The organism is Fodinibius salicampi, from assembly GCF_039545095.1.
Taxonomy (GTDB): Bacteria; Bacteroidota; Rhodothermia; order Balneolales; family Balneolaceae; genus Fodinibius; species Fodinibius salicampi.
This window is the reverse complement of the sequence record NZ_BAABRS010000002.1, coordinates 591,347-615,210: the sequence shown is the minus strand read 5'-3', so window position 1 is coordinate 615,210 and position 23,864 is coordinate 591,347. Positions and strand designations below refer to the sequence as shown.

Annotated in this window: 18 protein-coding genes; 3 read left to right on the top strand and 15 right to left on the bottom strand. The window is 44.3% G+C overall.

Annotation, left to right across the window (positions count from 1 at the left end):
- Nucleotides 1–62: 62 nt before the first annotated feature.
- On the top strand, nucleotides 63–932 hold the full coding sequence (locus tag ABEB05_RS10345) for an AraC family transcriptional regulator (protein WP_265789869.1): 870 nt from the start codon (nucleotides 63–65) through the stop codon (nucleotides 930–932).
- Between the two features lie 24 nt (nucleotides 933–956).
- On the opposite strand, the gene ABEB05_RS10340 is transcribed toward ABEB05_RS10345, so the two are convergent.
- Nucleotides 957–1,787 (bottom strand): amidohydrolase family protein, encoded by an 831-nt coding sequence (locus ABEB05_RS10340; RefSeq protein WP_265789868.1) that lies wholly within the window; start codon nucleotides 1,785–1,787, stop codon nucleotides 957–959.
- A gap of 156 nt (nucleotides 1,788–1,943) precedes the next feature.
- On the opposite strand from ABEB05_RS10340, the gene ABEB05_RS10335 reads away from it, so the two are divergent.
- Nucleotides 1,944–2,789 carry a fumarylacetoacetate hydrolase family protein gene (locus ABEB05_RS10335; RefSeq protein ID WP_265789866.1) on the top strand — a complete coding sequence of 282 codons (846 nt, stop codon included), beginning with the start codon at nucleotides 1,944–1,946 and terminating at the stop codon, nucleotides 2,787–2,789.
- A 29-nt stretch (nucleotides 2,790–2,818) separates the two neighbouring features.
- On the top strand, nucleotides 2,819–3,604 hold the full coding sequence (locus ABEB05_RS10330) for an SDR family oxidoreductase (RefSeq protein WP_265789864.1): 786 nt from the start codon (nucleotides 2,819–2,821) through the stop codon (nucleotides 3,602–3,604).
- 12 nt (nucleotides 3,605–3,616) lie between these two features.
- Here ABEB05_RS10330 and ABEB05_RS10325 read toward each other — a convergent pair whose 3' ends face one another.
- From ABEB05_RS10325 to ABEB05_RS10260, 14 genes are all read right to left on the bottom strand, one after another.
- Nucleotides 3,617–4,279 (bottom strand): LutC/YkgG family protein, encoded by a 663-nt coding sequence (locus tag ABEB05_RS10325; RefSeq protein ID WP_265789862.1) that lies wholly within the window; start codon nucleotides 4,277–4,279, stop codon nucleotides 3,617–3,619.
- Nucleotides 4,272–5,708: a LutB/LldF family L-lactate oxidation iron-sulfur protein gene (locus ABEB05_RS10320; protein WP_265789860.1), complete on the bottom strand. Its 1,437-nt coding sequence runs from the start codon at nucleotides 5,706–5,708 to the stop codon at nucleotides 4,272–4,274. The genes ABEB05_RS10325 and ABEB05_RS10320 overlap by 8 nt, the downstream gene beginning before the upstream one ends.
- A gap of 5 nt (nucleotides 5,709–5,713) precedes the next feature.
- Nucleotides 5,714–6,442, bottom strand: a complete 729-nt coding sequence (locus tag ABEB05_RS10315) for a (Fe-S)-binding protein (protein WP_265789858.1) — start codon at nucleotides 6,440–6,442, stop codon at nucleotides 5,714–5,716.
- A gap of 191 nt (nucleotides 6,443–6,633) precedes the next feature.
- Nucleotides 6,634–8,088, bottom strand: a complete 1,455-nt coding sequence (locus ABEB05_RS10310) for an FGGY-family carbohydrate kinase (RefSeq protein ID WP_265789856.1) — start codon at nucleotides 8,086–8,088, stop codon at nucleotides 6,634–6,636.
- A 24-nt stretch (nucleotides 8,089–8,112) separates the two neighbouring features.
- Nucleotides 8,113–9,396, bottom strand: coding sequence for a sugar isomerase (locus ABEB05_RS10305; protein ID WP_265789854.1), 1,284 nt, complete (start codon nucleotides 9,394–9,396; stop codon nucleotides 8,113–8,115).
- Nucleotides 9,397–9,511: 115 nt separating this feature from the next.
- Nucleotides 9,512–9,685, bottom strand: coding sequence for a hypothetical protein (locus tag ABEB05_RS10300; RefSeq protein WP_265789852.1), 174 nt, complete (start codon nucleotides 9,683–9,685; stop codon nucleotides 9,512–9,514).
- Between the two features lie 18 nt (nucleotides 9,686–9,703).
- On the bottom strand, nucleotides 9,704–11,902 hold the full coding sequence (locus ABEB05_RS10295; RefSeq protein WP_265789850.1) for a bifunctional rhamnulose-1-phosphate aldolase/short-chain dehydrogenase: 2,199 nt from the start codon (nucleotides 11,900–11,902) through the stop codon (nucleotides 9,704–9,706).
- A 150-nt stretch (nucleotides 11,903–12,052) separates the two neighbouring features.
- The gene (locus tag ABEB05_RS10290) at nucleotides 12,053–13,459 is read right to left on the bottom strand and encodes a purine-cytosine permease family protein (RefSeq protein WP_265789848.1); all 1,407 of its coding nucleotides are present in this window, start codon (nucleotides 13,457–13,459) and stop codon (nucleotides 12,053–12,055) included.
- Nucleotides 13,460–13,605: 146 nt separating this feature from the next.
- Complete coding sequence (locus ABEB05_RS10285) at nucleotides 13,606–14,487, bottom strand: alpha/beta hydrolase (protein WP_265789846.1); 882 nt, start codon at nucleotides 14,485–14,487, stop codon at nucleotides 13,606–13,608.
- Between the two features lie 28 nt (nucleotides 14,488–14,515).
- A complete protein-coding gene (locus tag ABEB05_RS10280; RefSeq protein ID WP_265789844.1) occupies nucleotides 14,516–17,371 on the bottom strand; it encodes a glycosyl hydrolase in 2,856 nt (951 codons plus the stop codon).
- A gap of 272 nt (nucleotides 17,372–17,643) precedes the next feature.
- Nucleotides 17,644–19,536, bottom strand: a complete 1,893-nt coding sequence (locus ABEB05_RS10275; RefSeq protein ID WP_286669106.1) for a rhamnogalacturonan lyase — start codon at nucleotides 19,534–19,536, stop codon at nucleotides 17,644–17,646.
- A 76-nt stretch (nucleotides 19,537–19,612) separates the two neighbouring features.
- Nucleotides 19,613–19,927, bottom strand: a complete 315-nt coding sequence (gene rhaM, locus ABEB05_RS10270) for an L-rhamnose mutarotase (RefSeq protein ID WP_265789842.1) — start codon at nucleotides 19,925–19,927, stop codon at nucleotides 19,613–19,615.
- Nucleotides 19,928–19,963: 36 nt separating this feature from the next.
- Complete coding sequence (locus tag ABEB05_RS10265) at nucleotides 19,964–21,340, bottom strand: sulfatase-like hydrolase/transferase (protein ID WP_265789841.1); 1,377 nt, start codon at nucleotides 21,338–21,340, stop codon at nucleotides 19,964–19,966.
- A complete protein-coding gene (locus tag ABEB05_RS10260; RefSeq protein WP_265789838.1) occupies nucleotides 21,337–23,829 on the bottom strand; it encodes a glycoside hydrolase family 31 protein in 2,493 nt (830 codons plus the stop codon). The genes ABEB05_RS10265 and ABEB05_RS10260 overlap by 4 nt, the downstream gene beginning before the upstream one ends.
- Nucleotides 23,830–23,864: the final 35 nt, after the last annotated feature.

Genomic DNA, 23,864 nt, shown 5'->3' with positions numbered 1-23,864 from the left:
AGAAATTATATATAAGTATATATAAAGTATCTATTTACAAAAAATAACCTTCCAGTGCCTATATGAAAGCGCAAGCTATCAGCAGATCTGTTGTAGAAGATCGTTCGGTCATGCTCAGAGAACACCTCTATGACAATTTTCTCAAGATATGGCATTACCATCCGGAAATAGAATTGGTGGTCGTTCGGGAAAGCACGGGGACACGCTTTGTAGGAGACAGTATTGAAAAATTTGAAGAAGGAGAGATTGTAATGATTGGTAAGAATCTTCCCCATCTCTGGCTCAATGATCCTGTTTACTTTTCGGAAGATTCTGATCTTAAAGCTCGGGCCCAGGTCCTTCATTTCAATAAAGATTTTCCGGATGTTCTTTCCTCTCTTCCCGAAATGGAAATGATTATTCAACTCTTTAATCGTGCCAAGAGAGGAATAAAATTTAAGGATCCGGCATCCAACTACAAGGTAATAGCTATGATAGATGCGATGTTCCACCTTCAAGGTCTGGAACGATACCTCAAGTTACTGGATGTGCTAAGGTTACTAGCTGAACAACAGGATTACGAGCTGCTCTCGAGTCCGGGTTTCCTACAAACCTTTGCAAAAAAAGATGACAAGCGAATGATGAATGTGCTGGAATATGTCATGGAAAACTTCACCCGGAATATCAGCCTGCAAGAAGTTGCTTCTCATGTAAACATGAACCCTTCGTCCTTTAGCCGATATTTCAAACGAACAAATAAAAAAACATTTACTCAATTCCTGAATGAAATTCGTGTCGGATTTGCCTGTAAACTCTTAATTGAGAAACGCTTCAATATATCTGAAATCTGCTACCGGTCGGGATTCAATAATGTCTCAAATTTTAATCGCAGGTTTAAAGACATCAAGGGCATGACGCCTACGGACTATATCAAAAAACATAACAGTCAGTAATAGCTAACCAGTTTTTCAAGCGAACTATAGTCCGTAAAACTGCTGGGCAGTCCCTCCCAAAATCATTTCCTGTTTTTCAGCAGAATAGGATGAGATATACTCGTGAATTATTGAATATACCTCGCTATAGTCAGCTGCAAGAGTACATACCGGCCAATCGGACCCGAACATAAGCCGATCCGCCCCAAAGACTTCAAAGATAACATCCAAATAAGGTCTGAAATCCTTTTTTTGCCAATTCTTCCAATCCGCTTCGGTGACCATGCCCGAAATTTTACAGTACACTTTAGGATGCTGAGCCAACTCTATAATTCCCTGCTTCCAGCTCTCCATTTCACCCTCTTTAATTCTGGGCTTGGCAATATGGTCTAGCACAAAGGGCTGATCCGGAAATTTTTCAACAAATTTAACGGCGGCGGGAAGCTGGTGCTCATAAATCAAAATATCATACGTCAGATTATATTCTTTAATCAAACTTATGCCCCGGCAAAAATCGGACTGAAGCAAAAAATCATCCGGTTCATCCTGAACAACATGACGCAATCCTTTTAATTTTTCATAGGAGCTATAATTTTCAAGTGCCTCCCCGAAATCAGGGCTCTTAATATCCAGCCAGCCAACAACTCCCGCTATGTAGGAATATCGATCGGCAAGACTGAGCAAAAAGTCTGTTTCCTCTTCCGTTTGGTCGGCCTGTACCGCCACACAAGCGTCTATATTTTTCTCATCCAGATGCGACTTTAGATCGGATGGCAGGAAATCCTGTTGCAATACCGACATACTTTCATCGATCCAGTTGTGCTTTTCTTTGTCATAATTCCAAAAATGCTGGTGGGCGTCTATTTTTTTTATCATCTGAAAATTTAATTATTAATATAGGTTCAACATTTGGTCAAAATTTAACCCAAATAAATTCAAACAACCAAAAAGGAAAGAAAAACAAATGTTTGCATGTTTCTTCACAAAAAATTAACTATGAAGCTCCTTTTTAATACAAAAATTTTTTGATCTGTGAAATTAACTACACTAAAAGACGGACAGTCAGTTGTCATTACTGACGATAAAGCTATAGCATTAAATAAATTAGGTTTTAACGGCTCGTTAATGGAACTCATCCAAGCTGAGGATGATTCTTTAGATCAATTAAATGAACAATTACAAGAATACTCGGGCAGCGGGCAAGTGGTAGATAAAACCCAGTTTGCCGCACCCATCTCACGTCCCCCAAAAATTGTTGCTATCGGATTGAATTACCTGGACCATGCATCCGAATCTAAGATGGAAGTACCGGATACTCCGCTTGTCTTTACAAAATTTACCAGCTCGATTGTTGGGCCCACGGATGAGATCCAAATTCCGGTTAATCTCACACAGGAAGTAGACTATGAAGTAGAGCTTGGGATTGTTATTGGCAAGAAAGCCAAAAATATTTCCCCGGAAGAGGCCCTTTCCCACGTTTTCGGATACACGGTTATCAATGATATATCCGCCCGTGACCTGCAGTTTAGTGATGAACAATGGGTTCGTGGTAAATCACTGGATACGTTTTGCCCTATGGGTCCGGTTATTCTTACGGCCGATGATGTTGCTGATCCCCAAAGCCTAGAAATTAGTTGTAGTGTAAATGGCGATACCTTACAGCAGGCAAATACCCGGGATATGATTTTTGGTGTAGCGGATCTGGTATCCCAACTTTCGCATTCCTTTACCCTGGAAGCCGGGGATGTTATTGCTTCGGGAACACCTCAGGGAGTGGGATTCAGCCGAAAACCTCCTGTTTATTTAACACCTGGAGATACTGTCCGCACCCGGATTAGCAGCATTGGAGAATTAAATAATCCAATTGTAAAAGCCTAATCCTTGAAGATATAATATTATATAGTAGCATGGATTTGAAGCTAACTGACAAAGTTATCATTGTTACCGGCGGGGGAGGAATGTCCGGCAGCATCGGCGAAGTTACCGTCCGCCATCTCGCTGAGGAAGGGGCCATTCCGGTCATTATTGACAAACATTCCCGAGGCAGGGAATTAGAAAATGACCTCAAAGATAAGGGCAAGGAAGCTTTCTTTATACAGGCGGACTTAACCCAAGAAGAGGATTGTCAAAAAGCCGTTGATAAGACAATCGAACAGTATGGAAGAATTGAAGGGTTAGTGAATAACCTGGGTATAAATGATGGAGTGGGACTAGATAGTTCCTATGAAGAATTTATGAACTCCCTGAAGCTCAATTTAGTTCACTTTTTTGCCGTCACCAAGCGGGCTCTTCCTCATCTCAAAAAATCGGGAGGTCCTATTATTAACATTGCATCCAAAGTGGCTCTGACAGGCCAGGGTGGCACTTCCGGCTATGCAGCAGCCAAAGGTGGGGTATTGGCATTAACCCGCGAATGGGCTCTCGATCTAAGGGAATATGAGATTAGGGTAAACGCCATTGTTATTGCCGAATCATTCACTCCGGGTTATCGGAAATGGCTCGATACATTTGATGATCCGGAACAAAAAAAAGCATCCATTACATCGAAAATTCCGTTTAAACAGCGAATGACTACCCCGAATGAAGTTGCGGATACAATCCTCTTCCTGCTCTCCGAACGCTCATCCCATACTACAGGTCAATTCATCCATGTAGATGGCGGTTATGTCCATCTGGACCGGGCTATAAGTTAAAGCAAACTACCCTTACTTATTATCCAGCACCAACACTTCCAGACGACGGGGCCCGTGCACGCCTTCTACGCGACTGAGTTCAATATCAGAAGTAGCAGAGGGGCCGGAAATAAACGTTATAGGCGGTCCATCATTTTTAATGGACTCTTCAAAATAGGCAAAGCCTTCCGGCACCAATTCCACAATTTGATCAGCCCGAACGATACAAAGGTGGTAATCCGGTAAAAGCGTTAAGGCCCTGCGTCCTTGTCCTGCACCCGCATCCAAAATGATCGTCCCCGTCTGTGCCACTGCCAGTGCACATGTCGTAACAACACCATCCGACTGGTCCAGTTCATCATGGGATAAAGGAGATTCCGGATCGTCATACTGCGGATGAATGGTATTGGGGAGCCAGTCGTCAGGGAAGCCCGGCGGTACCACCAAGTTCTCGACTTTCTGGGCTACAAATGAGGCATCCATTACTTGCTGCAATTCACTCTCATTAATACGCTTAACAGTTGCCTTGTATTCGGCCACTCGCTCCACAAACAGATCCACAATTTCTTCTGAGGAACGATCTCCCTGTTGCCGGTAATCTTGCCCGGAACGAATATTGGATTTCTGATCCGTTTCCGGCACATCCTTTAATGCGCCCTCAATCCTGCTTAATATCTCTTTTTTTGCTTCACTCATCGCGTTGCCTCCACCATTCTCTGAATGTTTGATCGGGAATAGCCTTCAAATCCCGTGTATTGGTCCATTTGGATAAATAGCCCGGCAATTTTGAAATAACTCCTTCATCGGCAAAAAGTTTTTGTCCGCTTCGGGCTACTTTCTGGGCCCGCTCATACCGTTTGCTATTGGCAAAAGCACGACTCAACAATTTCATTCCGATATGCTCGGGCTCAAATTTTGATTTTAATCCCCCGTTACGCTTCTGCTCATCAACAATTTTCCCTCGAAGATGAACTAGTACATCCGGAATATTAATTTTGACGGGACAAACCTCATAGCATGCTCCGCAAAGAGTGGATGCATACGGAAGCGAAGCAGCCCCTTCATCATCCAATCCCTTAAGCTGAGGCGTAAGAATTGCCCCGATGGGACCCGGATATACCGAATTGTAAGCATGTCCCCCGGTGCGTTCGTATACCGGACAAACATTCAGGCAGGCACTGCACCTGATACAATTAAGCGTCTGGCGACCCATCTCGTCGGCCAATACTTTGGTCCGCCCGTTATCCAACAGCACAACGTGGAATTCCTGCGGGCCATCCCCTTCGGTAACCCCTGTCCAAAAAGAATTGTAAGGGTTCATTCGCTCGGCAGTAGAAGAACGCGGCAAAAGCTGCATGAACACTTCAAAATCGCGCCAGCGTGGAATCACTTTTTCAATTCCCATTACGGTAATCAAGGTATCGGGCAGTGTTGTACACATTCGTCCGTTCCCCTCCGATTCCACTACTGCTACCGTTCCGGTTTCAGCCACGGCAAAATTTGCTCCACTGATCCCCACCTTGGCATTTAAAAACTTTTTCCGAAGATAAAGGCGCGCCGCCTCAGCCAAATCTTCCGGACGATCGCTTAATTCATCCTTATTCAATTTCTCCTTAAAAAGTTCGCGTATCTCCGCCCGGTTTTTATGGATGGCAGGCACTAAAATATGAGATGGCTCGTCTCCGGCCAGCTGTACGATAAGTTCTGCAAGATCGGTCTCTAAAGCCTGTATTCCTTCCTCAGCCAGTGCCTTGTTAAGCCCAATCTCATCCGTCGTTATTGACTTTACCTTTACGGCCTCGTTTACCTTCTTACCTTTGACCAGCCCGGTAATAATTTGATTGGCCTCTTCTGCATCCCGGGCCCAATGCACCTGCCCCCCAGCTTCTTGCACCGACTCTTCTAATTGAAGCAAGTACTCATCCAAGTGACGCATGGTATGTGTTTTAATAGCATCTCCGGCTTCACGGAGCGCTTCCCAGTCGGGCATTTCATCAACGACATTCTCTCGCTTATCACGAATGGTATGGGTAGCATGACCTATATTTCTGCGAAGCTGTGTATTATCAAGGTATGCCTTTGCCGACTCCTCGAATGTTGGCGTATGTTCCGCTTTTTTACTCATATCCGTTATTCCGTAGAGGCTAAAATTTCTGCCAGGTGTACTGTTTCCACTCCAGAACTCTGCCGTTGCAATCCTCCGCCAATATGCATGAGACAGGAATTATCGGCGGCGGTACAGACCTCCGCACCTGTACTTTTGATATTACACATTTTGTCGCCCAGCATAGCTGTGGAGGTCTCTGCATTTTTAACAGCAAAAGTTCCCCCAAATCCGCAGCACTGCTCAGAATCAGGAAGCTCAATAAGTTCAAGTCCACGAACATTACGCAATAATCGCACAGGGGCGTCTCCGACATCCAGCATACGTAGAGAGTGACAGGTCGGATGGTAGGTCACCCGATGCGGGTAATACGCTCCCACATCCTCCACACCCAGCTCTTCCACTAAAAACTGGGAAAGCTCAAAAACACGGGGAATCATTTTATCTACCTTCCCGGCCAGTACTTTGTCATCAGCTCGATCGGCCACCTTGGGATAAAATTCCTTAACCATTCCCACGCAGGAAGCGGATGGAGCAACAATAGCTTCAGCTCCTTCAAACACATCCACAAACTTGCGTACCAGCGGGATGGTTTCTTCCTGGTAGCCGGTATTATAATGCATCTGACCGCAACAGGTCTGTTCCATCGGAAAAGTTACGGTGTGCCCCAACCGCTCCAGCAGCTGCACCATCGCCCTTCCCGTCTCGGGGAAAAGCGTATCGTTAAAACACGTTATGAAAAGGGAAATTTGCATATTCTATTATTCTTTATATCAACCGTTCCAATAATAACTCTTTATAGCATATTTGATACTGGTCTGCCAGAAACTAAAAGAAAACCTTAATTACGGATTAAACAAAGCATCAAAGTTACCTTTCACCCATGCTCTAAAACCCACAGTAAACTATCAACTGCTTAGCATGAGGGCAAAATTATTGGCTTGCATCACTTAGCCTGCCCGAGCCTTACCCATGAATAACCCTGAAGGTTCAACCCTTCCACGGGTTGATGACGCTTCATTCCCAGTTTAGATTTGAGATTTAGCTTATCGATTTCCCTGCTTGGTATATCATTGACTACCAAAGCGGCTCCCAATGCCGAAGCGTTAGGCAATGAGGCCGTATAGACGGTTTTATCCGGAAAAAAGGATGCCAATAAGCTCACATAAAAGTCATTTTGACTAAATCCGCCGGTAATAAGGATTTTTTTTACATCTTCCGATCCCTGGGCAAGCTTTATAGATTCAGCTTGAATAGCAACCAAATCGAGCATTAACTGATGATAAGCTTCTTGGTAAGAATCAAATGTTTCAACCTCCCATTCTTCTGGTTCATCAGTGGGATAAGGACCAGAGCTATATGCTTTCTCGAGCTTTAGCTTTTGATGGGAATTATCTTCCTCAATACGTTTCCGGATCAATTCCACATTCAGTGAAACATCATTCTGCCAGCCCTCATTAAAGTAATCATGCAGTTTTTTTCTCTGATGCATATACTCATTACCGAGGAAAAATCGAGCAGCCTTTACCTGGTCACCATAGATATTAAGATAGCAGAGGGCATCCCGTTCTAATTCCTGGTACGTCAGGGACTCCTTATTAAAAGGATTAAATGTAATACTCCAAGTCCCGGTTGAAACCAGCATAAAAGGATCATCAAGCGCAATAAGATAGGGAGCCAGCGCGGCCGAGCTGTCATGTATACCAATCCCGGTTTTAAATTCATTATCCTGGTAATTTGACTTCCAAACATTAGAAACAGGAGATACGGAAGGTAACAAAGGCTGGATTTCTTCCTGCTCGGTCCATTCATGGTACTCCTCCGACTCATAATCCCACAGGGCGGTATGGCATCCGATACTGGTTAGCTCCGTACTTGTTTCCCCTGTAACCAGATAACTCAAATATTGCGGTAAATGAAGGCTATGTCGAATTTCCTGAAAAACAAGAGGTTTCGTATGCTTTAACCAATATAACTGAAAACCTGAATTGAGCATACCCATGGGCGGTGAAGCCGTTTGCAGAGACAATTTTTTCTTTCCACCATAAGTATCACAAAACTGCTCAAACAGCTCCTCCGGATAAGGTTTCAAGTAATTATAGAGAGGAGTTACCGCCTCACCATTTTTGTTCAGATGAACTAAGCTTGCTCCATAGGTAGAAAAATTTAATCTGCGGATCTGTATTGTCCTATCCTGCAATGTTTCTGCAATTTTATTTTTCACCCAATGAGATAGTACTTCCAGATCTTCACAAGGATCTCCGTCTTCATCCGTCGTTTGCTCTAGTGAAGTTTGCTGTTTCCGAACGACCGAAAAATCCTCATCAAAAAGAAAAAACTTTTTATTCGTCTTTCCGATATCAAAGACAGCGGTTACCGGTATAGTATTAGATGCCGTCAACTTAATGAAGTTATTGATTCAAAATTAAAGTCCGGTTGCAATGGTCTCGGTTCCCCGTTCTTCGATTAGCTGCTTTCGAATATCCAGGTCCCGATAAAGTCCGATGGGATCGGCTGCGGCTTTGTCGCGCATACGAGCTTCACGGAGAAGCGGACGTACATCAGTCTGAAAAGCATCTTGCAGTATCGATTGTGCCCCGGTGGGATCATTGGATTCACGGGCTTCTTCCAAACGCTTTCTATCTACAAGTAACGCTTTTGCATAGGCTTTTTTAATAGCCTCTACCGACTGCAATAAGTCCTCAAGGGGATCCTTCACATTATGACTTGCATCAATCATCCAGGCGATACTTTCCACAAGGTCATCGCAATCATCTGTTCCATCAATGAGCTCGTTAAAAATCAGGAACAACTGGAAGGGTTTAATAGAGCCGGTTGTAAGGTCGTCATCCCCATATTTCGAGTCATTGAAATGGAATCCTCCCAGTTTTTTTTCCAAAAACAGAGTCGCGACAATCTGCTCAATATTTGTATTGGGAAGATGATGGCCGAGATCTACCAGTGTTTGTGCCTGATCACCCAGCTTATTTGCCAATAAGAGTGATGTCCCCCAGTCAGGAATGACCATTGAATAAAAATTAGGTTCGTACGGTTTATATTCAATGAGCATTTCCCAATCCGATGGTAATTCAGCATAGATTTCCTGGAGCGATTCGCTAGTTCTTTTCAGTGCTTTTCTAAAGTTCTGCTGGCCTGGAAAATTCGAGCCATCAGCCAGCCACACCGTTAACGCTTTAGAACCCAGGGCTTCTCCGTATTGGATCACTTCTATATTGTGTTCAATCGCCTGTTGGCGTACAGCTTTATCCGTATGGGAAAGCGATCCGAATTTATAGGAGTATTCCTGATCATCCTGATCCTGAAATGTATTTGAATTGACCGCATCAAAAACTAAATCATGTTCTCGAGCTAATTCCTTAATTGCTGCGGTATCTTCCGGGATATCCCAAGGAATATGCAAAGAAATAGCGCCACTGGAACGATTTAAGGCATGTAAGATGCCCACATCACTGATCTTTTCTTCGAGATTTCCCGGCTCACCTCCAATAGGAAATCTACCAAACCGTGTCCCCCCGGCTCCCAAAGCCCAGCTGGGTATAGCCACCTGAAATATAGCTATTTGGTTTATTAATAGGTCTACATCTATTCCTTTTTTTTCTAATTCCTCTCCTATAAACGCAAAAGGGGATTCATGTGCATCACGGGCATTTTTATTATGCTCAGAAATTTGTTGTTGAGTAATTCTCACGATTACATACTATTTTTAATAATGGTTAAAAGAGTTCCATAAAATCAGACTAGCTATATAACAAACAACATTTTTTTGCTATTAACACGCTATAACAAAACTCATTTTAACCAAACTAAAGTTCTTGTTCTTTCATCCAGAAGGGTGAGGTCCCAAACCACATTAACATGCCTACAATCATTAACTGCTTGTGGGCTTCCATCGAGATTTCCTGAATAAAGACCAGTACTGACGGTACCACCGTCAGTACTAATCCTATTATCGATATTATGATGAGTATTTTTCTCATAACCGGATATCCTAAAGATTAGCGCAAAAAGGCGTCTGTTAGTCCACCATCAACGGGGATTATATGACCCGTTGTGTTTTCAAACCTGGAACTAAGCAATGAGTAAATGGCTTCACTCTGTTGCGATAGCTCAATAGGTCTTTCCGTAAGAGTACGTCCGGCATAAAAATCTGCCAGTTTATCACGTAATACTTCAGTACTATCGTCTTCATCGAAATCGAGTCTGTACTTTGTTAATGAAGCAATCACGCGGTCTCTTGGGAACATACTACTTCCCTCCACAACGGTAGCTGGTGCAACACCGTTAACCCGTACTTTGGGTGCCAGTCGAATGGCAAGTTCCCGGATCAGATGATTAGCCGCAGATTTACTAGTATCATAGGCCATGCTTCCGGCTTTGGGAACTACTGCATTGGCACTGGTGGTAATCACCATACTTCCCTGCAGGTCCTGAGCCTCCCAAATATTGGCAACCTCATCTGCTACGATGTGATTTCCTTTTACATTGACAGCAAAACTTTTATCCCAGGCGGCATCACTTACCGTGCCGTCTTTATCAGGTGTGGGATAAAGTCCCGCTGTTACGGCAACATTATCAACACCTCCATAAGCGATAACCACTTGTTTCAGTGCTTCTTGAACCGATTCCCGATCCGTAATATCGCATCCGAGACCAATAATGTCTCCTGATCCACTGATATCTGAACCGGCAACTCCTATACCCATACCGATTTCATCCAGTATTTCATCGGCTGTTTCCTGGGCAGCTTCTTGATCAAGGTCAAGTGCGGCCACAGTTCCTCCCTCTTCAATTAAACGAGAGGAAAGGTCTTTGCCAATACCGCTTCCTGCACCGACTACGGCAATAACCTGTCGAGAGAGCTCATCTTCTGGTGGCATACGTTTAAGTTTTGCAATTTCAAGAGCCCAGTACTCAATATCATAGGCTTCCTGCTTGGAAATTGCGGTATAATTGCCCACCGACTCAGCCCCACGCATAACCCCGATAGCAGCAGTATAAAATTCGGCCGTTACGCGTGATTCGCTCTTGTTTTTACCCCAAGTAATCATTCCAAGACCCGGAATAAGAATAACAGTGGGATTCGGATCCCTCATATCAAATGGATCTTCCGGACTGCAATTTTCGTAGTATTCAATATAATCCTCTCTGTATTGTTTCAGTCCGCTACTAATCTTGTCCTTCAATTGATCTATATCTTCATCCTGCGGATCCCAACCAATATATAAGGGCTTTATTTTAGTTCTAATGAAGTGATCGGGGCAGGAGGTCCCCAATTCTGCAAGTTCAGGTGCATCCTTTGAATTAATAAACTGCATGGTAAGATCATCATCCTGGATCGTACCAATAAATTTATTTTCTTTGCTTATCTGGCCTCGGATATGGGGTAGAATTTCAGAAAGCACTCCGCGCCGTTCTTCTTTTGGCAGAGATTCATAATATTGTCCACCGTAAGACTCTTCTCCCAACTCATGTTCAGATAGGTAATCTGCAGCTTGGTTAATCAGCTCAAGGCTAAGTTCATAGCATTCTTTATCATCATTAGACCAATTTATCAGCCCATGACCTCCAAGGATGATACCCTCAATACCCGGATTTTCTTCAATAGTTTCCTCTAGTTTAAGCCCAAGCTCAAAACCGGGTCGCATCCAGTCAACCCAGGCCAAACGATCGCCATAGATCTCCTTCATCAGCTCTTCCCCGTTATCAGCCGTGGCAATGGCAATAATAGGTACCGGATGGGTATGGTCAACAAACTTATATGGAATAAAACTGTGCAGCGGGGTATCAATGGACGGAGCGCGAGGGTTCAGATTGAATGTACAGTGTGGGTACATCTCAGTCATCTTATCCTCGGCCGGGGTCTTCAGGCCGGTATTCTCAAAATTGGCATACACCTCCTGGAGGTCCAACAGGCGTTGCTGATACAACGAAGCAAAATTAGGTTTGGTCGCAGTACGCAAATCACCACCCGAACCTTTCACCCAGAGTACTTCAACCTCTTCACCGGTTATAGGATCTTCTTCCATTACCTTACTCGAGGTATTTCCCCCACCTGTATTATTGATATAGGCATCACTTCCGAGCAAATTCGAACGATACACCAAGCGCGCCAAAGGATCTTTACCCTTAACCTCTTGCGCGTTCCACTTGCTTTCAACTTTTCTAAAATAGGATTCAACAGTACTTTTTGCCATTTTCTTATAATCGATATTTAATGCTAATTTGATTTAATATTTCCAAAATTTGACTAACCTTGATTTCAAGGTGACATATTATCTACTCACTTTTTTTGCTCACATTTTTATACTGTTTTATTCTCGATTGTTCTAAATATCATTTAAACATCAGTTGGCAGAACTCTTAGCAACAGCGGGGCGATAATCTTTTTGGTAATAGTAACTTAAACCAATATACAGCAATACAGCGATAAACCAGCCTGGCAGCCCCAGAAAGAAGATTTCAATGCCCATATAAAAATTAATAAACAGACATAAGAGCAGGGTCACAAACCATGTCAAACCCGCTGCCCAGTTAAAATTTAGGCCTACAGCTTCCGCAAGGTTGCTTTGCAAATTCATTTTAGGGAAGACCATCACATCCAGAAAGATAACCGCTCCCATGGGCATCAACACTAACCCATACAGTGCTACAAAGTCCAGCAGTTTCATCACAAGAGCGGGGAAACATGCAAAGATCGTAGTGACCAAGCCTGTAAACAGTGTTACTTTCCATCGCTTCCAGTTGGGGGTAACAGCTTGAAAAGCCAATCCGGCCCGATAAATCGTCGGATTGGCAGTCGTCCATCCGGCAATAACCACACAAATAGCACCAGCTACCCCCGCACTGTTATAGGCAATAATTCCAGGAGCAATAGCACCTGCTGCGGCAGCGGTAAGAATACCCGATGCCATCCAGGCAATAAAATGTCCAAAAAACATTCCTGTTGCCGAGGAGAATCCATGTTGCCACTTTTCTGCGAATCGTAATATAGACATATCTGACATTCCGATATGCATCGCCATATTGGCAAACCAAGCGAAAAACATGACGTGCCAGAACGTAAACTTGCTTTGTCCCTCAGCGGGAACCCCAGTCCAAATACTTTCTTTGGCAACAGGCCAAAAATCAGAGATCGAGGTAACACCCAACTCAGGCAATACGGCCAATGCAGCTGCAATAAATACCAAAATCATCCAGGGGAATGCAATATTAGCAAAACGTGCTACATAGTCATAACCTAAGATTGCTATAATAGTTATAACCAAACCCACTACAAAGACCGTTAATATCCATCCCAGGCTCGTAGGTAACCAATCACCCAGACCCGGCATATCTATGCCAAAGGGTAAACCTACTGCTGTAGCAGCAACGGCAATCATCGATCCCGCTAAAAAGCAGAACATCAGTGCATTGACAATGTTATAGATCAGTGCCAATTTTGATCCACAAATTTTTCTCAGTTGCCAATATAAGGTAAGTTTTGTTTTTACTGCTACCGGAGCACATAAAAAAGCCCAGCTTAAAACAGCCAATATATTGCCCAGGATCAAACCCCAGATAAGGTCAACAGCAGCTACGCCATGGGCAACAAAAAGCGGACCGATAACGAATTCGGTACCCGCGGTATGCTCCCCGGCATACATCCCTAAAAAACCTTTCCAGCCTTTACGCTTATTTGCGGGAACTGCTTCCCGTTCATACTCATCTATAGAATCAAGTCGAGCATCTAACCGCTGAAGAAAATTACTCATAAATCATTATCAAAAGTTTCTTCTTTTATTTTTTTGACATACCAAATCCATAGTGGCACGCTTTTATTAATAAGAGACAACCACTAATAGTATCTACTCTTATTTTTTAATATTATTGTTTATAGGTAAAATCAGATACCCCAATATCAGTGGATTATATTGCGATGCTTTAACCATGATTGAAGTTGGTTCATCCATCCAGAAAGCAGTGGATGATCTTCACCCAAACCAAAGCCATGGGGCCCCTCCTCAAAAATATGCATCTCAGCAGGAACTCCAACTTTTTTTAGTGCCTGGTAAAAAACAAGACTATTCTCCACAGGCACGGCCCCATCATTGGAGGTATGAATTAAAAAGGTAGGGGGCGTGTTGGATGAAACCTGTTTTTCCGATGAAAGTGAATCTACCAATGCTGAGTTGGGATTTTCTCCCAACAGGTTGTTCCGGGATCCCTGATGAGTGATTTCGTCAGTCATAGAAATCACCGGGTACACCAGTACCATAAATTCCGGACGGGAACTCATTTGCTCAACCGGATCTTGGTCATTAGGATTTCCTTCCTCAAAAAGTGTTCCGGCTGTTGAAGCTAAATGCCCACCCGCTGAAAACCCAATAACACCAATATTTTCAGGATTCACATTCCATTCCTTCGATCTATGCTTAACCATTCGGATGGCCCGCCGGGCATCACGCAACGGAACCGGGTGACCATATTGCTTCCCATGCCGGTATTTTACCACAAAGGCTGCAAGTCCCATCTCATTAAATCGCTCCGCCACATCATAGCCCTCATGCTCCATTGCCAAATGACCATAGCCACCACCAGGAAAAATAACAACTCCACTTCCTGTAGCTGCTTCCTCTTCCGGAAGAAATATTGTTAGTGTGGGAACGTCATCCTCGCTGTCTCCGACCGCGTAGGGAGGTTCTTCCGGCCAAAGCGGATAGGTTTCCTGGGCATGGAGCAGCAATACACTACTCAACACTATGCCCGTTGTGACAATTATACAACGAATATATTTCTTCATGACCACTTCCTTAAGTATTCCTTAAAAATTAATTTAAATGATTTACCGGGGTTAAGGTTACCGGCCCCAGAAGACCCGATGGCCTTGGTTCCCAATCCGACGCATCAAATATTCCATGTTCATTCCGGTTTTGCCCCTGCCGGGCGGACATATTGATATTGTAGAACTTTTTCCAGGGGATGCCTTCCCGATCCATATATGCAATTCTATTCGCCATCAGGTTAGCCACCTCTATTTCGAGTTCATTGGTTTCCTGCATCATGTCCTGGTCGATATACACCTTAAAAACCGGACCAGGTAATATACCCAGATCCTGTCCGTTGAGCGCAACTCGGGCACTTTGCTCCACTTCTCCCAAATCGAGTATCCATCCATCACTGTCGCTATCCGGTGCATTAAAGGATAGGCTATAACTTGCTGTTCCCGAGAAGTTTTCAACCGCGTCTCCACCAAATTCTGTCCAGGATTTCAAGGTATCAATTTCAACCGGCTCCGGCAATTCAGGTCCCCCTTTGATAAATTCTACACTCCATGTTCCCGCCAGGGATGTAGCTTCTCCCTCCTCTTGCACATAGGGGTAGGTAGCCTCGCTTTGGCCGTCCTGATAGGTTTGTACTATAATTGACTGTCCGGGCTCCAGCTGCAGATACACTTCTGAAGTTCCGGCATCGCTCGACCTGAAATCAGCAAACCCTTTCTGTTTTTTCATCGGATCAAATAATACTGCTGATTCAGCAGATACGCCGAGAGGAATCCAATCGTCAATCCTTTGTTTACCCCAATTTGTAATAAAGTAGGTGTTCCCCTCCTCGTGGCTTCGGCGCAGGTATTCAATGCCTCGGTCGGTCATTGACTCCCGCACTACAGAAGCCTCCTCCAATAATTCATCAAGGTTGTCACCGAGCAGGAAACGCCCTTCACCCGCCTCTGCTTCTCGCACTGATCCTTCATCAGAGTCAGAGAAGTCGATATTTTCTACCAGCTGTTGGAAACGCTTGCGATTGGTTTCCAGGTCAGACCAGCCTGCTACCTCAGACGGCAAATCCTGGTAAAAGAGCACCGTCGCTCCACTGTTTGCCAAGTCCACGATTCTTTCAAAAGTTGAAACCGGAATATATTTGCTGGCCGGAACTAACAGGGTTTTATAGCTAATGTCACCCGCTTGTATTTGCTGTCCGGAGCTGGCCACCTGCTGCAGTTGGCGGTCTGAGATGTAATCGAAGCCATAGCCCCGACTTTGCATTTCCTCAGCAGCTTCTTTAAAAGCGGTTCCCTCAAATTGATCTTCAATTCCCCCATCAAAATGCTGCAGGAGTCCCGGGCCGGTTTCGGCCCAGCGGTCATGAATAGGCAAATAGAGAAGTACATCATTATCAGGATTACCCCGCTGCAAGAATGACTGTGTACGAGCTACGTATTCATTAAATGCTTTAAAATGATCCCAAAATGGATTCTGCGGATTGAAGTGAACGGCCGCATAAAATAACCAGCCCGGCCATTCTTCATCCTGTGGAGAATAGGCCGAACCGTGATACACAATATGGTTAACACCACCAAGGAAAAATCGATCTACGGCAGTCTTAAGGTCAGATAGAGAGGAACTGAAATGCTCATTCAGCCAGGTGGCGGCCTCTGAGCCCACCAACTGTTTATCCGTCACATTAGCGGCTGATGAAGCCATCTTAGCCCGGAAGATATCGGTCCCTTCAGTTTCGGGAATATCACTGGCGGCGTAGAGATCCAAAATATTGGCAGGCGACCCGTGCGCCTGGTTACGTATATGAGCACCTTTCCCATCAGCCCATTGGTTCCAGGGACGGGTAAACTCATCCAGCAGCAGATCCGAAACAGTTTGCCGGTAATCACTCAATATACGACTGTTTTTTTCATCAGAGCTATTGCCTAATAGTGCCGGAAGATGTTCTCTTAAATCATATCCGCGGCGCTGCTCAAATTCTTCCAGGAAATAACGAGTCCAGTTAGCCTCTCCCCGGGCATCGTCTACCTCATAGGAATCGTTAAAAAAGCTTCTTAATCCTGAAATATCATAACCCGTAAATGCCTCATTGAAATAGGTCAAATAATCAGTAAGCACATCTTCATCAAAATGATCAATTGCCAATCCTTCTCCTCCGGGTCCGGCACGTTCGACCATTTTTCCATGTATTCCCTGAAAAAATGCATATAGCGTCCAGTTTCCTTCCGGAGCAGTCCATGCCAAATTCCCTTCCGTGTCAACGCTGTCTGTAAGATCAATGGATTCCCCTTCATTTGAAAAAGCCATCAGAGTGACAAGCGGCAATGATTTTTCAAATCGAACCTGTTCCAGTGCCAGCGATTGCAAGTTATCATTGGCAGAAACTGGTTCTTCCAGATCATCAAGTTCAATCTCCTCGCCAGGTTCTATAGCAGAACCGCTTTCCACTCCAAACATACGATTACCGAGTGCATATACGAACGGCTCCTGAACATATTCAATAGGAGTAGAAAGGCTTTCTCCCTCCTGCAGCTCATATGTTTCATAAGCCACATACTTCGCCGCTCTTGCGTCGCCTACCATTGGTCCGCCAAAGGGCCATCCCGTACCGGTAGCCATATCAACACCTATATCCAGGCTGTCTCCTTTCTGCAAGGTATGGGTTAGCATTTCCATCCACTCCGGCGACAGAAAATCAATAAATTCATCTTCATATCCGGCTACTCCATAGATCGGGGTGATTTCGACGCCCCCTATATTGGCCTCTTTAAAGCTTTCCAGCTCCAGGGTCAGATTTTCTTTATCTACGGCACTGCCCTGCCACCACCATCGGGTCCAAGGTTTATTTTCTGACGTTACTTCCGGCCATTGTGGTTCCGGAGGCTCTTCGGTTGTACACCCAACCATAAAGCTTAGCAATAATATCCCTATCGTAATTACTGTCCGATTACTTTGCCTATACATCTTTTATATTATATATGTGATTATTAATTACTGAGTGCCTGAACTTATTTTTTCAGGTATCATACTCTTTAAAACCTGGCCCAATCGATTCCCATACCTCTGCTGAACCAATGTAGTCTGTAAGATCCTCTATCGCAATAATGTATTACCATTATATTGTTTTCAGACCTGCGAAATTTCTTGTTCCCTGTCGTGGTTGTTTGAACTAACCATTTCTATTTTATTTCAACAACTTTAATATCCGGACGACTGTACTCCTCCATAAAATTTTCCATATAAAAGCTGGGATGAGGCGGCTGATTATAGGCCACATTTTGCCAGGCCAAAGCCAGCCGGTATTGCCGATCGTGCAGTAGCGTATACATGCGATGATCGGTCGGAATAGTAGTCGTGTAAATTCGAAGCTCTTCATTATCTTCGGAACGTAGAATTACCTCTTCCCGCCAATCTCCCAGAATATCTCCACTTAAAGCGGGTGTGGCTTTGGTTCCGTTATTAGAGGTTGCTCCTTCAGCCACAAGCACAGAATTTAATTCTTCTGCTTCCCAATCCCATTTGGCAATAACATTCCCGTCGAGAAGCTCTCGCAACAGGTCGCCATCCCACCAAACGCCAAAATTACAAAATTCGGGTTTTTGATTACTGATCGTTTCCCCTTTCGCATTAAACATCCCATCAATATTTGCGCCATGTACCCAAGCCTCTGCCCCGGGGTGACGGGGATCTATATTAAAAGCGTTACCTCTTCCCGGTCCCTCTCCATCATCGCCTGCCTTAACCGAAGGTTTTTTCCAGAGGATTTCTCCAGTAGCCGCATCCCTGAAGTTGGCACCCGCATCATCAAAACGTTCCTGGATGTTAAAAATCTCTTGTCCGGGATGCCCGGGATCCAGATCTGAAACATGTAGTGCATCACCATGACCCAAACCGGTAGAATATAATCCTTCACCATTGTGATCTATCGCGGCTGCACCGTAAATAATTTCATCCTTCCCATCTTCATCAACATCAGCAATGCTAAGCTGATGATTTCCCTGTCCCCTGTAAGCCCTGTTTCCCGGGGTTCCGTCGTCACTATCAAAGGTCCACTGATGGGATAACTTTCCATCGCGCCAATTCCAGGCAGTCAGCACGGCTCTGGTATAATACCCGCGGGCCATAATAAGGCTGGGACGCTCCCCATCCAGATAGGCCACACCGGCCAAAAAACGATCCATGCGATTTCCATAGCCGTCGCCCCAAATCTCGTCCAGCTGCTCTGAAGTAGGTTCAAGCGTCTCCGGATGACGGGGTGGAATATAGTCTGTCGTTGCCAGTTCGCCCCCCGTTTCTCCGTCAAAAATAGTCAGATATTCCGGTCCTTCCAGGATATATCCTTCTTCATTGCGATAGTCCGCATCCGGATCGCCAATTACCGTCCCCTCTCCGTCCACAGTACCATCCGCCGTTTTCATAGCGATCTCTGCTTTTCCATCGCTATCCAAATCGTAAACCATAAACTGGGTATAGTGAGCCCCTTCGCGGATATTTATTCCCAGGTTAATTCTCCACAAATGAGTGCCTTCCAATGTATAGGCATCGATAATAGGCGGATCTGTAAAACCGCTTTGGGAATTGTCCCGGCTTTCCCCGGTATGATGAATGACAATCTCATATTGTCCATCGCCATTCAAATCGCCAACAGAGGCATCATTAGGAGTATAACCGCTGGGCGTTTCCAGCGGAACTGAAAGATAAGGATGTGCTGAGTCCAGCTGAAATGCCTTACTTTGAGACCGCTCCTTACCATTTACCACGGGCCGTACTACATACGCTATATCCTTCTCCGGCTTTACATTCTGATCCACAAAATTCGTTGCCCCGATTATTGGCTGTTCATTAATTTTAGTAGCTTTGCCATTGTTTGTTTTTCGATACAGGTTAAAGGCTGTCCCTTCTGGGTCAGTGGCCAGCAATCGCCAACTTATAAATACTCCACCATCTTCTTGTGGTGCGGCAACAAGGCCCCGGTCAAGATCTTCCATGAGTGGCTGTGCCTGGACTTTTATGGGTAACAAGCATCCTACTGTTACAACTAATGCAATACAAGTTATCAAATATGATTTCATGGTCTTATTCCTACCGGTTATTTTTTAAATGACCTTATCTGAATTTTCGGTTCCTATATCTACTGATAGATACAAACTAATCCATGTGGAAGACCTCTTTGAGAGGAGTCGTTACGGGTGAATTATCAGGATTCGTTTCCATAATATCTTCCATATAATCCCACCACTTTCTAACGATGGGATTGTCTATAATATCCTCATCGTTGTAATCGTCCTCCAGTTTCTGGACTGCAAATAATGTGAGCGTATCTTCATCCAGGAAGATAGAGTAGTCATGGATACCGGCTTCGGAAAGAATTTCTTTAAGTTCAGGCCATATTTCATCATGACGCTTTTTGTACTCTTCTTCGCATCCGGGTTTTAATTTCATCGTAAAAGCATGGCGTTTCATAAGATTAAAGCATTTGTAGTTAAAAGATAAATTTTGTCATTCCAGGGTGTAGTTCACTTCATCCACATCTTTTTGGAACTCTTCCTCAAGCTTCTGCTTCAGTTTAGAAACTATTTCCGTATATTCAGTAATCACATTTTTTTCTTCTTCGGGATCTTTCTCAAGCTGATATAACTCATACTCTGTTTCTCCTTCTGCATGTCTGGTTCTAATAAGTTTCCACTTCCTGGTTATGAGACTTTCCTGCAGATGGCCCCTGACATAAATCATACGGTTTTGCCGTTTTTCTTCTCCATAAAGCAAGCTGGCAATGCTTTTTCCTTCAACATGTGCCGGTCTCTTTTCCGTGTTAGCAATTTCTAAAAATGTGGGCATCCAATCGGTAATACTTACCGGATTTTCAAACGTTCCTTGCTCTAACTGACCTTTCCAAGAAAGAACAGTCGGGACTCTGATTCCACCTTCATAGTTCGAGGTTTTCCAGCCTCGCAAGGGACTATTACTTCCGAGCGTCGGGTTGGGTCCATATTTCCCATCATACTGCTGATCGGGATACCATTCCTTTTGTGCCCCGTTGTCGCTCATAAAAAGTACCAATGTATTCTGCTCCAGTTCTTCCTTTTTCAGGGTCCCAAGAATCTTTCCAATTCCAAAATCCATATGGGTCATAGCCGCGGCATAATGTCGACGAGAAGTATCACTGATAACTCCGTTGTACATTTCTTTCCACTTCTCTTCCTCCTGCAATGGAACATGGGGAGCACTATAAGCCACCTGCAGGAAAAACCTTTTGTCCGCACTCCTTTTCTCGGTCAGCCAGTTAATTGTTTCCTCAGTAATCAAATCCGTAGCATGACCTTCTTCTTCAATAAAATTGCCGTTTCGATGCCAGCTTTGATCTCCATTTTTGTAGGTATGGGCATAATGATCAATTTGTCCATGTAAAAATCCATAAGAATAATCAAAACCATAGGCCATAGGTCCACTTTCAGGCTTGAGACCCAAATGCCATTTACCCATGAGTGCCGTCTCATAGCCAGCTTCCTTCAGTGCCTGGGGAAGGGTAATAAGAGAATCGGGCAATGCCTTTTCACTCCTTCCACTTATAGGGGCCACTATCCCCATTCTACTGGCTGGTATCCCGGTAAGGAAAGCTGCACGGGATGGCGAACAGGTTGGAGTGGCATAGAAACGATTGAGCTTTACGCCGCCCTGCGCCAGAGCATCAATATTGGGTGTTTCTATTTCAGACCCGTTGTATCCTACGTCATTCCATCCCGCATCATCAGCGATGATAACCAAAATATTGGGCTTCTGCACCTCGCTGGAACACGAAAGGCAGAAAACAGAAACGATAAGGAAAAATATTGATATTGATGCATGGCATTTCATAAAATGATTCCCTTGTGTCATTTAGAGACGACTACGGTAATATCCTCTTCACTACTTTCTGAGAGCCTTATATGAAGCTCTCCTGCTTCTTCATCAAAATACCATCCTGCTTGCTGCTGGTTTTCTTCGTACTCAGATCCAGAAGAAAAGGAGTTGAGCTGTTTCGATCCTTCCTGTACAGATTGGGGCGCCGTATCGCTGTGAACATTCAGCTTATAAGAACGCTCCGGCACTTGGTATTCACCCTGAGGCGCCTGTATTTTGATCACCGTCTGCCCACTATCATCGTTGGCCGTTACTTCTGTAATCGCATATTCTCCATCCTCATAATTTTTACTCTTGCCATCATCATCGTATATCTCATAAGAGGACTCTCCATCCGGAAAAATTTCCAGGGTAAGCGTATCGGCAGTTTCCTGTCCCAGGTTTAAAACTCTTTGCTTTGGAAGGATACCACCGGCCTTCACAAAAATCGGCAGTTTTTCCAGTGGGGTTACGATATTATAGTACTGTTTACCCTCATAGGATTCTCCATTCCAGTAATCGTACCAGGTACCTTCGGGTAGATACACCACCCGGGTTTGGGCACCTTTAGTAGTAACGGGAGCAATGAGCAGGTTGCTGCCGAACAGATACTGATCATCAATGCCGTATACATTTTCATCATTTTGGTATTCCAATACCAGTGCCCGCATTATAGGCATACCGGTTTTATGCATTTTATAAGCCTCACTATAGATATAGGGAATAAACCGATACCGCATGCGGTCATACTTTTTAAAAATACGTTCGGCTTCCTCTCCGTAATTCCAAGGTTCTTTATACCCGGGATGGTCCATCCCAAAAAGGTGAGCCATGGGACTAAACAATCCGAATTGGGTCCACCGGATATAAAGCTCCGGATCAGCCTCATGTTCAAATCCTCCCATATTATGGGACCAATAGCCAACGCCGGAGAGCCCTATATTAAGTCCGGCCCGAATAACGGGTTTAAAGTATTGCCATTCGCTGGGCCAGTCGCCCGCCCAAATATATGGATAGCGCTGAATACCGGCATAGCCCTCGCGCGTCAGGTTAAAACCACGCATTTCGTTGTGATCACTGAATCGCTCAAATGGGGCTTTGGCATATGCAAGCGGAAACAGGTTGTGTAAACGAGCTGCTTCTTCTCCGGTTGGACCAGTTTTATCACTCTCATTGGCCTTTCGTCCGAATGCACTGCCTTCATCGGTTTTAAAAAACATTGCGCCCTGGGAAACAACCTTCATTGCTCCGTTTTCCCACCACCAGTCAACGGCAGTAGAATCAAAAAAGTTGACAAACTCACCAGAATTATTCGGTTCCGGATAAACCATTCCCTCTTCTCGTGCACGGTCTAACAAATTATATTTCTCACCATTATCATAACGAGGACGTACGTGGACCCCAACCATATCATATCCCATGGCATAGAGACTGTCGAACATCGCTTCCGGATTGTTAAAAGTTTTGCGCCATTCAAAAGTAGTAGCACCACTTCCCCCATGCTCACCAAACATTCTCCAGGTAGAATCCAGATGTAAAAGGTCGGCTGGAATTTCTTTTTCACGGAACTTACGTCCTAAATTAACGACATAATCGGTAGATGTATGCTCCTCATAGCCCCAGGTACCACCACTATAAGTTCCTACATGCAAACCATGAGTAAATTTTGGCAAGAGAGGAGATTTACCGGTAACCGAAGTATAATCATCTAAAATAGAGGGGAAATCAGGGCCGTACATGAAATAGTAATCCATTTCGCCTCCCTCGGCTTTGAAGGAATAGGCATCCGGATTGGAATGCCCCATATCCCATTCGGTCGTGTATGGTGTATTGAAGAAAATACCATAGCCGCGAGTACTCATGAAAAAGGGTACCGGACTGTAATTCGCTTCCAGAATATTATAAGCTCCTACAATATGAGGTCGACCGATACCACGACCAACAGTTAGGTTTAACTTTTTGCCCCGCTGATTTACAAAATCCATGCGTTCGCCAAAGCCAAAGAACTGCTCATCCCTAAATAGTTTCTTCCGAACCGAAACACCTTCATCTTCTTGGGTTATTCCTCGGGCATCTTGATCAAATTTTTCGGTCGACAATAACTTTCCGTCAGCTGAATAGAATTCTACAAGTAACGGTGATTTATAAACCCGGACTTTTAGATATTCGGTTTCAAAATCCAAAAAGTCTTCCTCTTCTGTCGATTGGATATCTACCGGTGGCCAATCATGTTTTGTAACCATCAATCCCAAAGATTTTTCCTCATTGAATTCCCGATCCCAGCTACTGCGTACACGAACCATTGAAGGGGTACAGAATTCAAGCTGTACTTCAGCGTTAGTAGCTGACATCATTATAATATTACCCTTTTGTTCAATATCCGACTGGAGTGTTCCTATCGATTCCTGTGCCTGCCCCACAACAGGAATGGCCATGGAGATCAAGAAAAAAACAAGGACAAAAAAGTAGTGTTGACAATTATTCATAGCGATATATGTTGACTGCTAATTAATTTAGAATT

Bases quoted from the DNA above. Each gene is read 5' to 3' on its own strand.
- ABEB05_RS10345 (WP_265789869.1), top strand. From the start codon at position 63: ATGAAAGCGCAAGCTATCAGCAGATCTGTTGTAGAAGATCGTTCGGTC.
- ABEB05_RS10340 (WP_265789868.1), bottom strand. From the start codon at position 1,787: ATGATAAAAAAAATAGACGCCCACCAGCATTTTTGGAATTATGACAAA.
- ABEB05_RS10330 (WP_265789864.1), top strand. From the start codon at position 2,819: ATGGATTTGAAGCTAACTGACAAAGTTATCATTGTTACCGGCGGGGGA.
- ABEB05_RS10325 (WP_265789862.1), bottom strand. From the start codon at position 4,279: ATGAGTGAAGCAAAAAAAGAGATATTAAGCAGGATTGAGGGCGCATTA.
- ABEB05_RS10320 (WP_265789860.1), bottom strand. From the start codon at position 5,708: ATGAGTAAAAAAGCGGAACATACGCCAACATTCGAGGAGTCGGCAAAG.
- ABEB05_RS10315 (WP_265789858.1), bottom strand. From the start codon at position 6,442: ATGCAAATTTCCCTTTTCATAACGTGTTTTAACGATACGCTTTTCCCC.
- ABEB05_RS10300 (WP_265789852.1), bottom strand. From the start codon at position 9,685: ATGAGAAAAATACTCATCATAATATCGATAATAGGATTAGTACTGACG.
- ABEB05_RS10295 (WP_265789850.1), bottom strand. From the start codon at position 11,902: ATGGCAAAAAGTACTGTTGAATCCTATTTTAGAAAAGTTGAAAGCAAG.
- ABEB05_RS10290 (WP_265789848.1), bottom strand. From the start codon at position 13,459: ATGAGTAATTTTCTTCAGCGGTTAGATGCTCGACTTGATTCTATAGAT.
- ABEB05_RS10285 (WP_265789846.1), bottom strand. From the start codon at position 14,487: ATGAAGAAATATATTCGTTGTATAATTGTCACAACGGGCATAGTGTTG.
- ABEB05_RS10280 (WP_265789844.1), bottom strand. From the start codon at position 17,371: ATGGTTGGGTGTACAACCGAAGAGCCTCCGGAACCACAATGGCCGGAA.
- ABEB05_RS10275 (WP_286669106.1), bottom strand. From the start codon at position 19,536: ATGAAATCATATTTGATAACTTGTATTGCATTAGTTGTAACAGTAGGA.
- rhaM (WP_265789842.1), bottom strand. From the start codon at position 19,927: ATGAAACGCCATGCTTTTACGATGAAATTAAAACCCGGATGCGAAGAA.
- ABEB05_RS10265 (WP_265789841.1), bottom strand. From the start codon at position 21,340: ATGACACAAGGGAATCATTTTATGAAATGCCATGCATCAATATCAATA.
- ABEB05_RS10260 (WP_265789838.1), bottom strand. From the start codon at position 23,829: ATGAATAATTGTCAACACTACTTTTTTGTCCTTGTTTTTTTCTTGATC.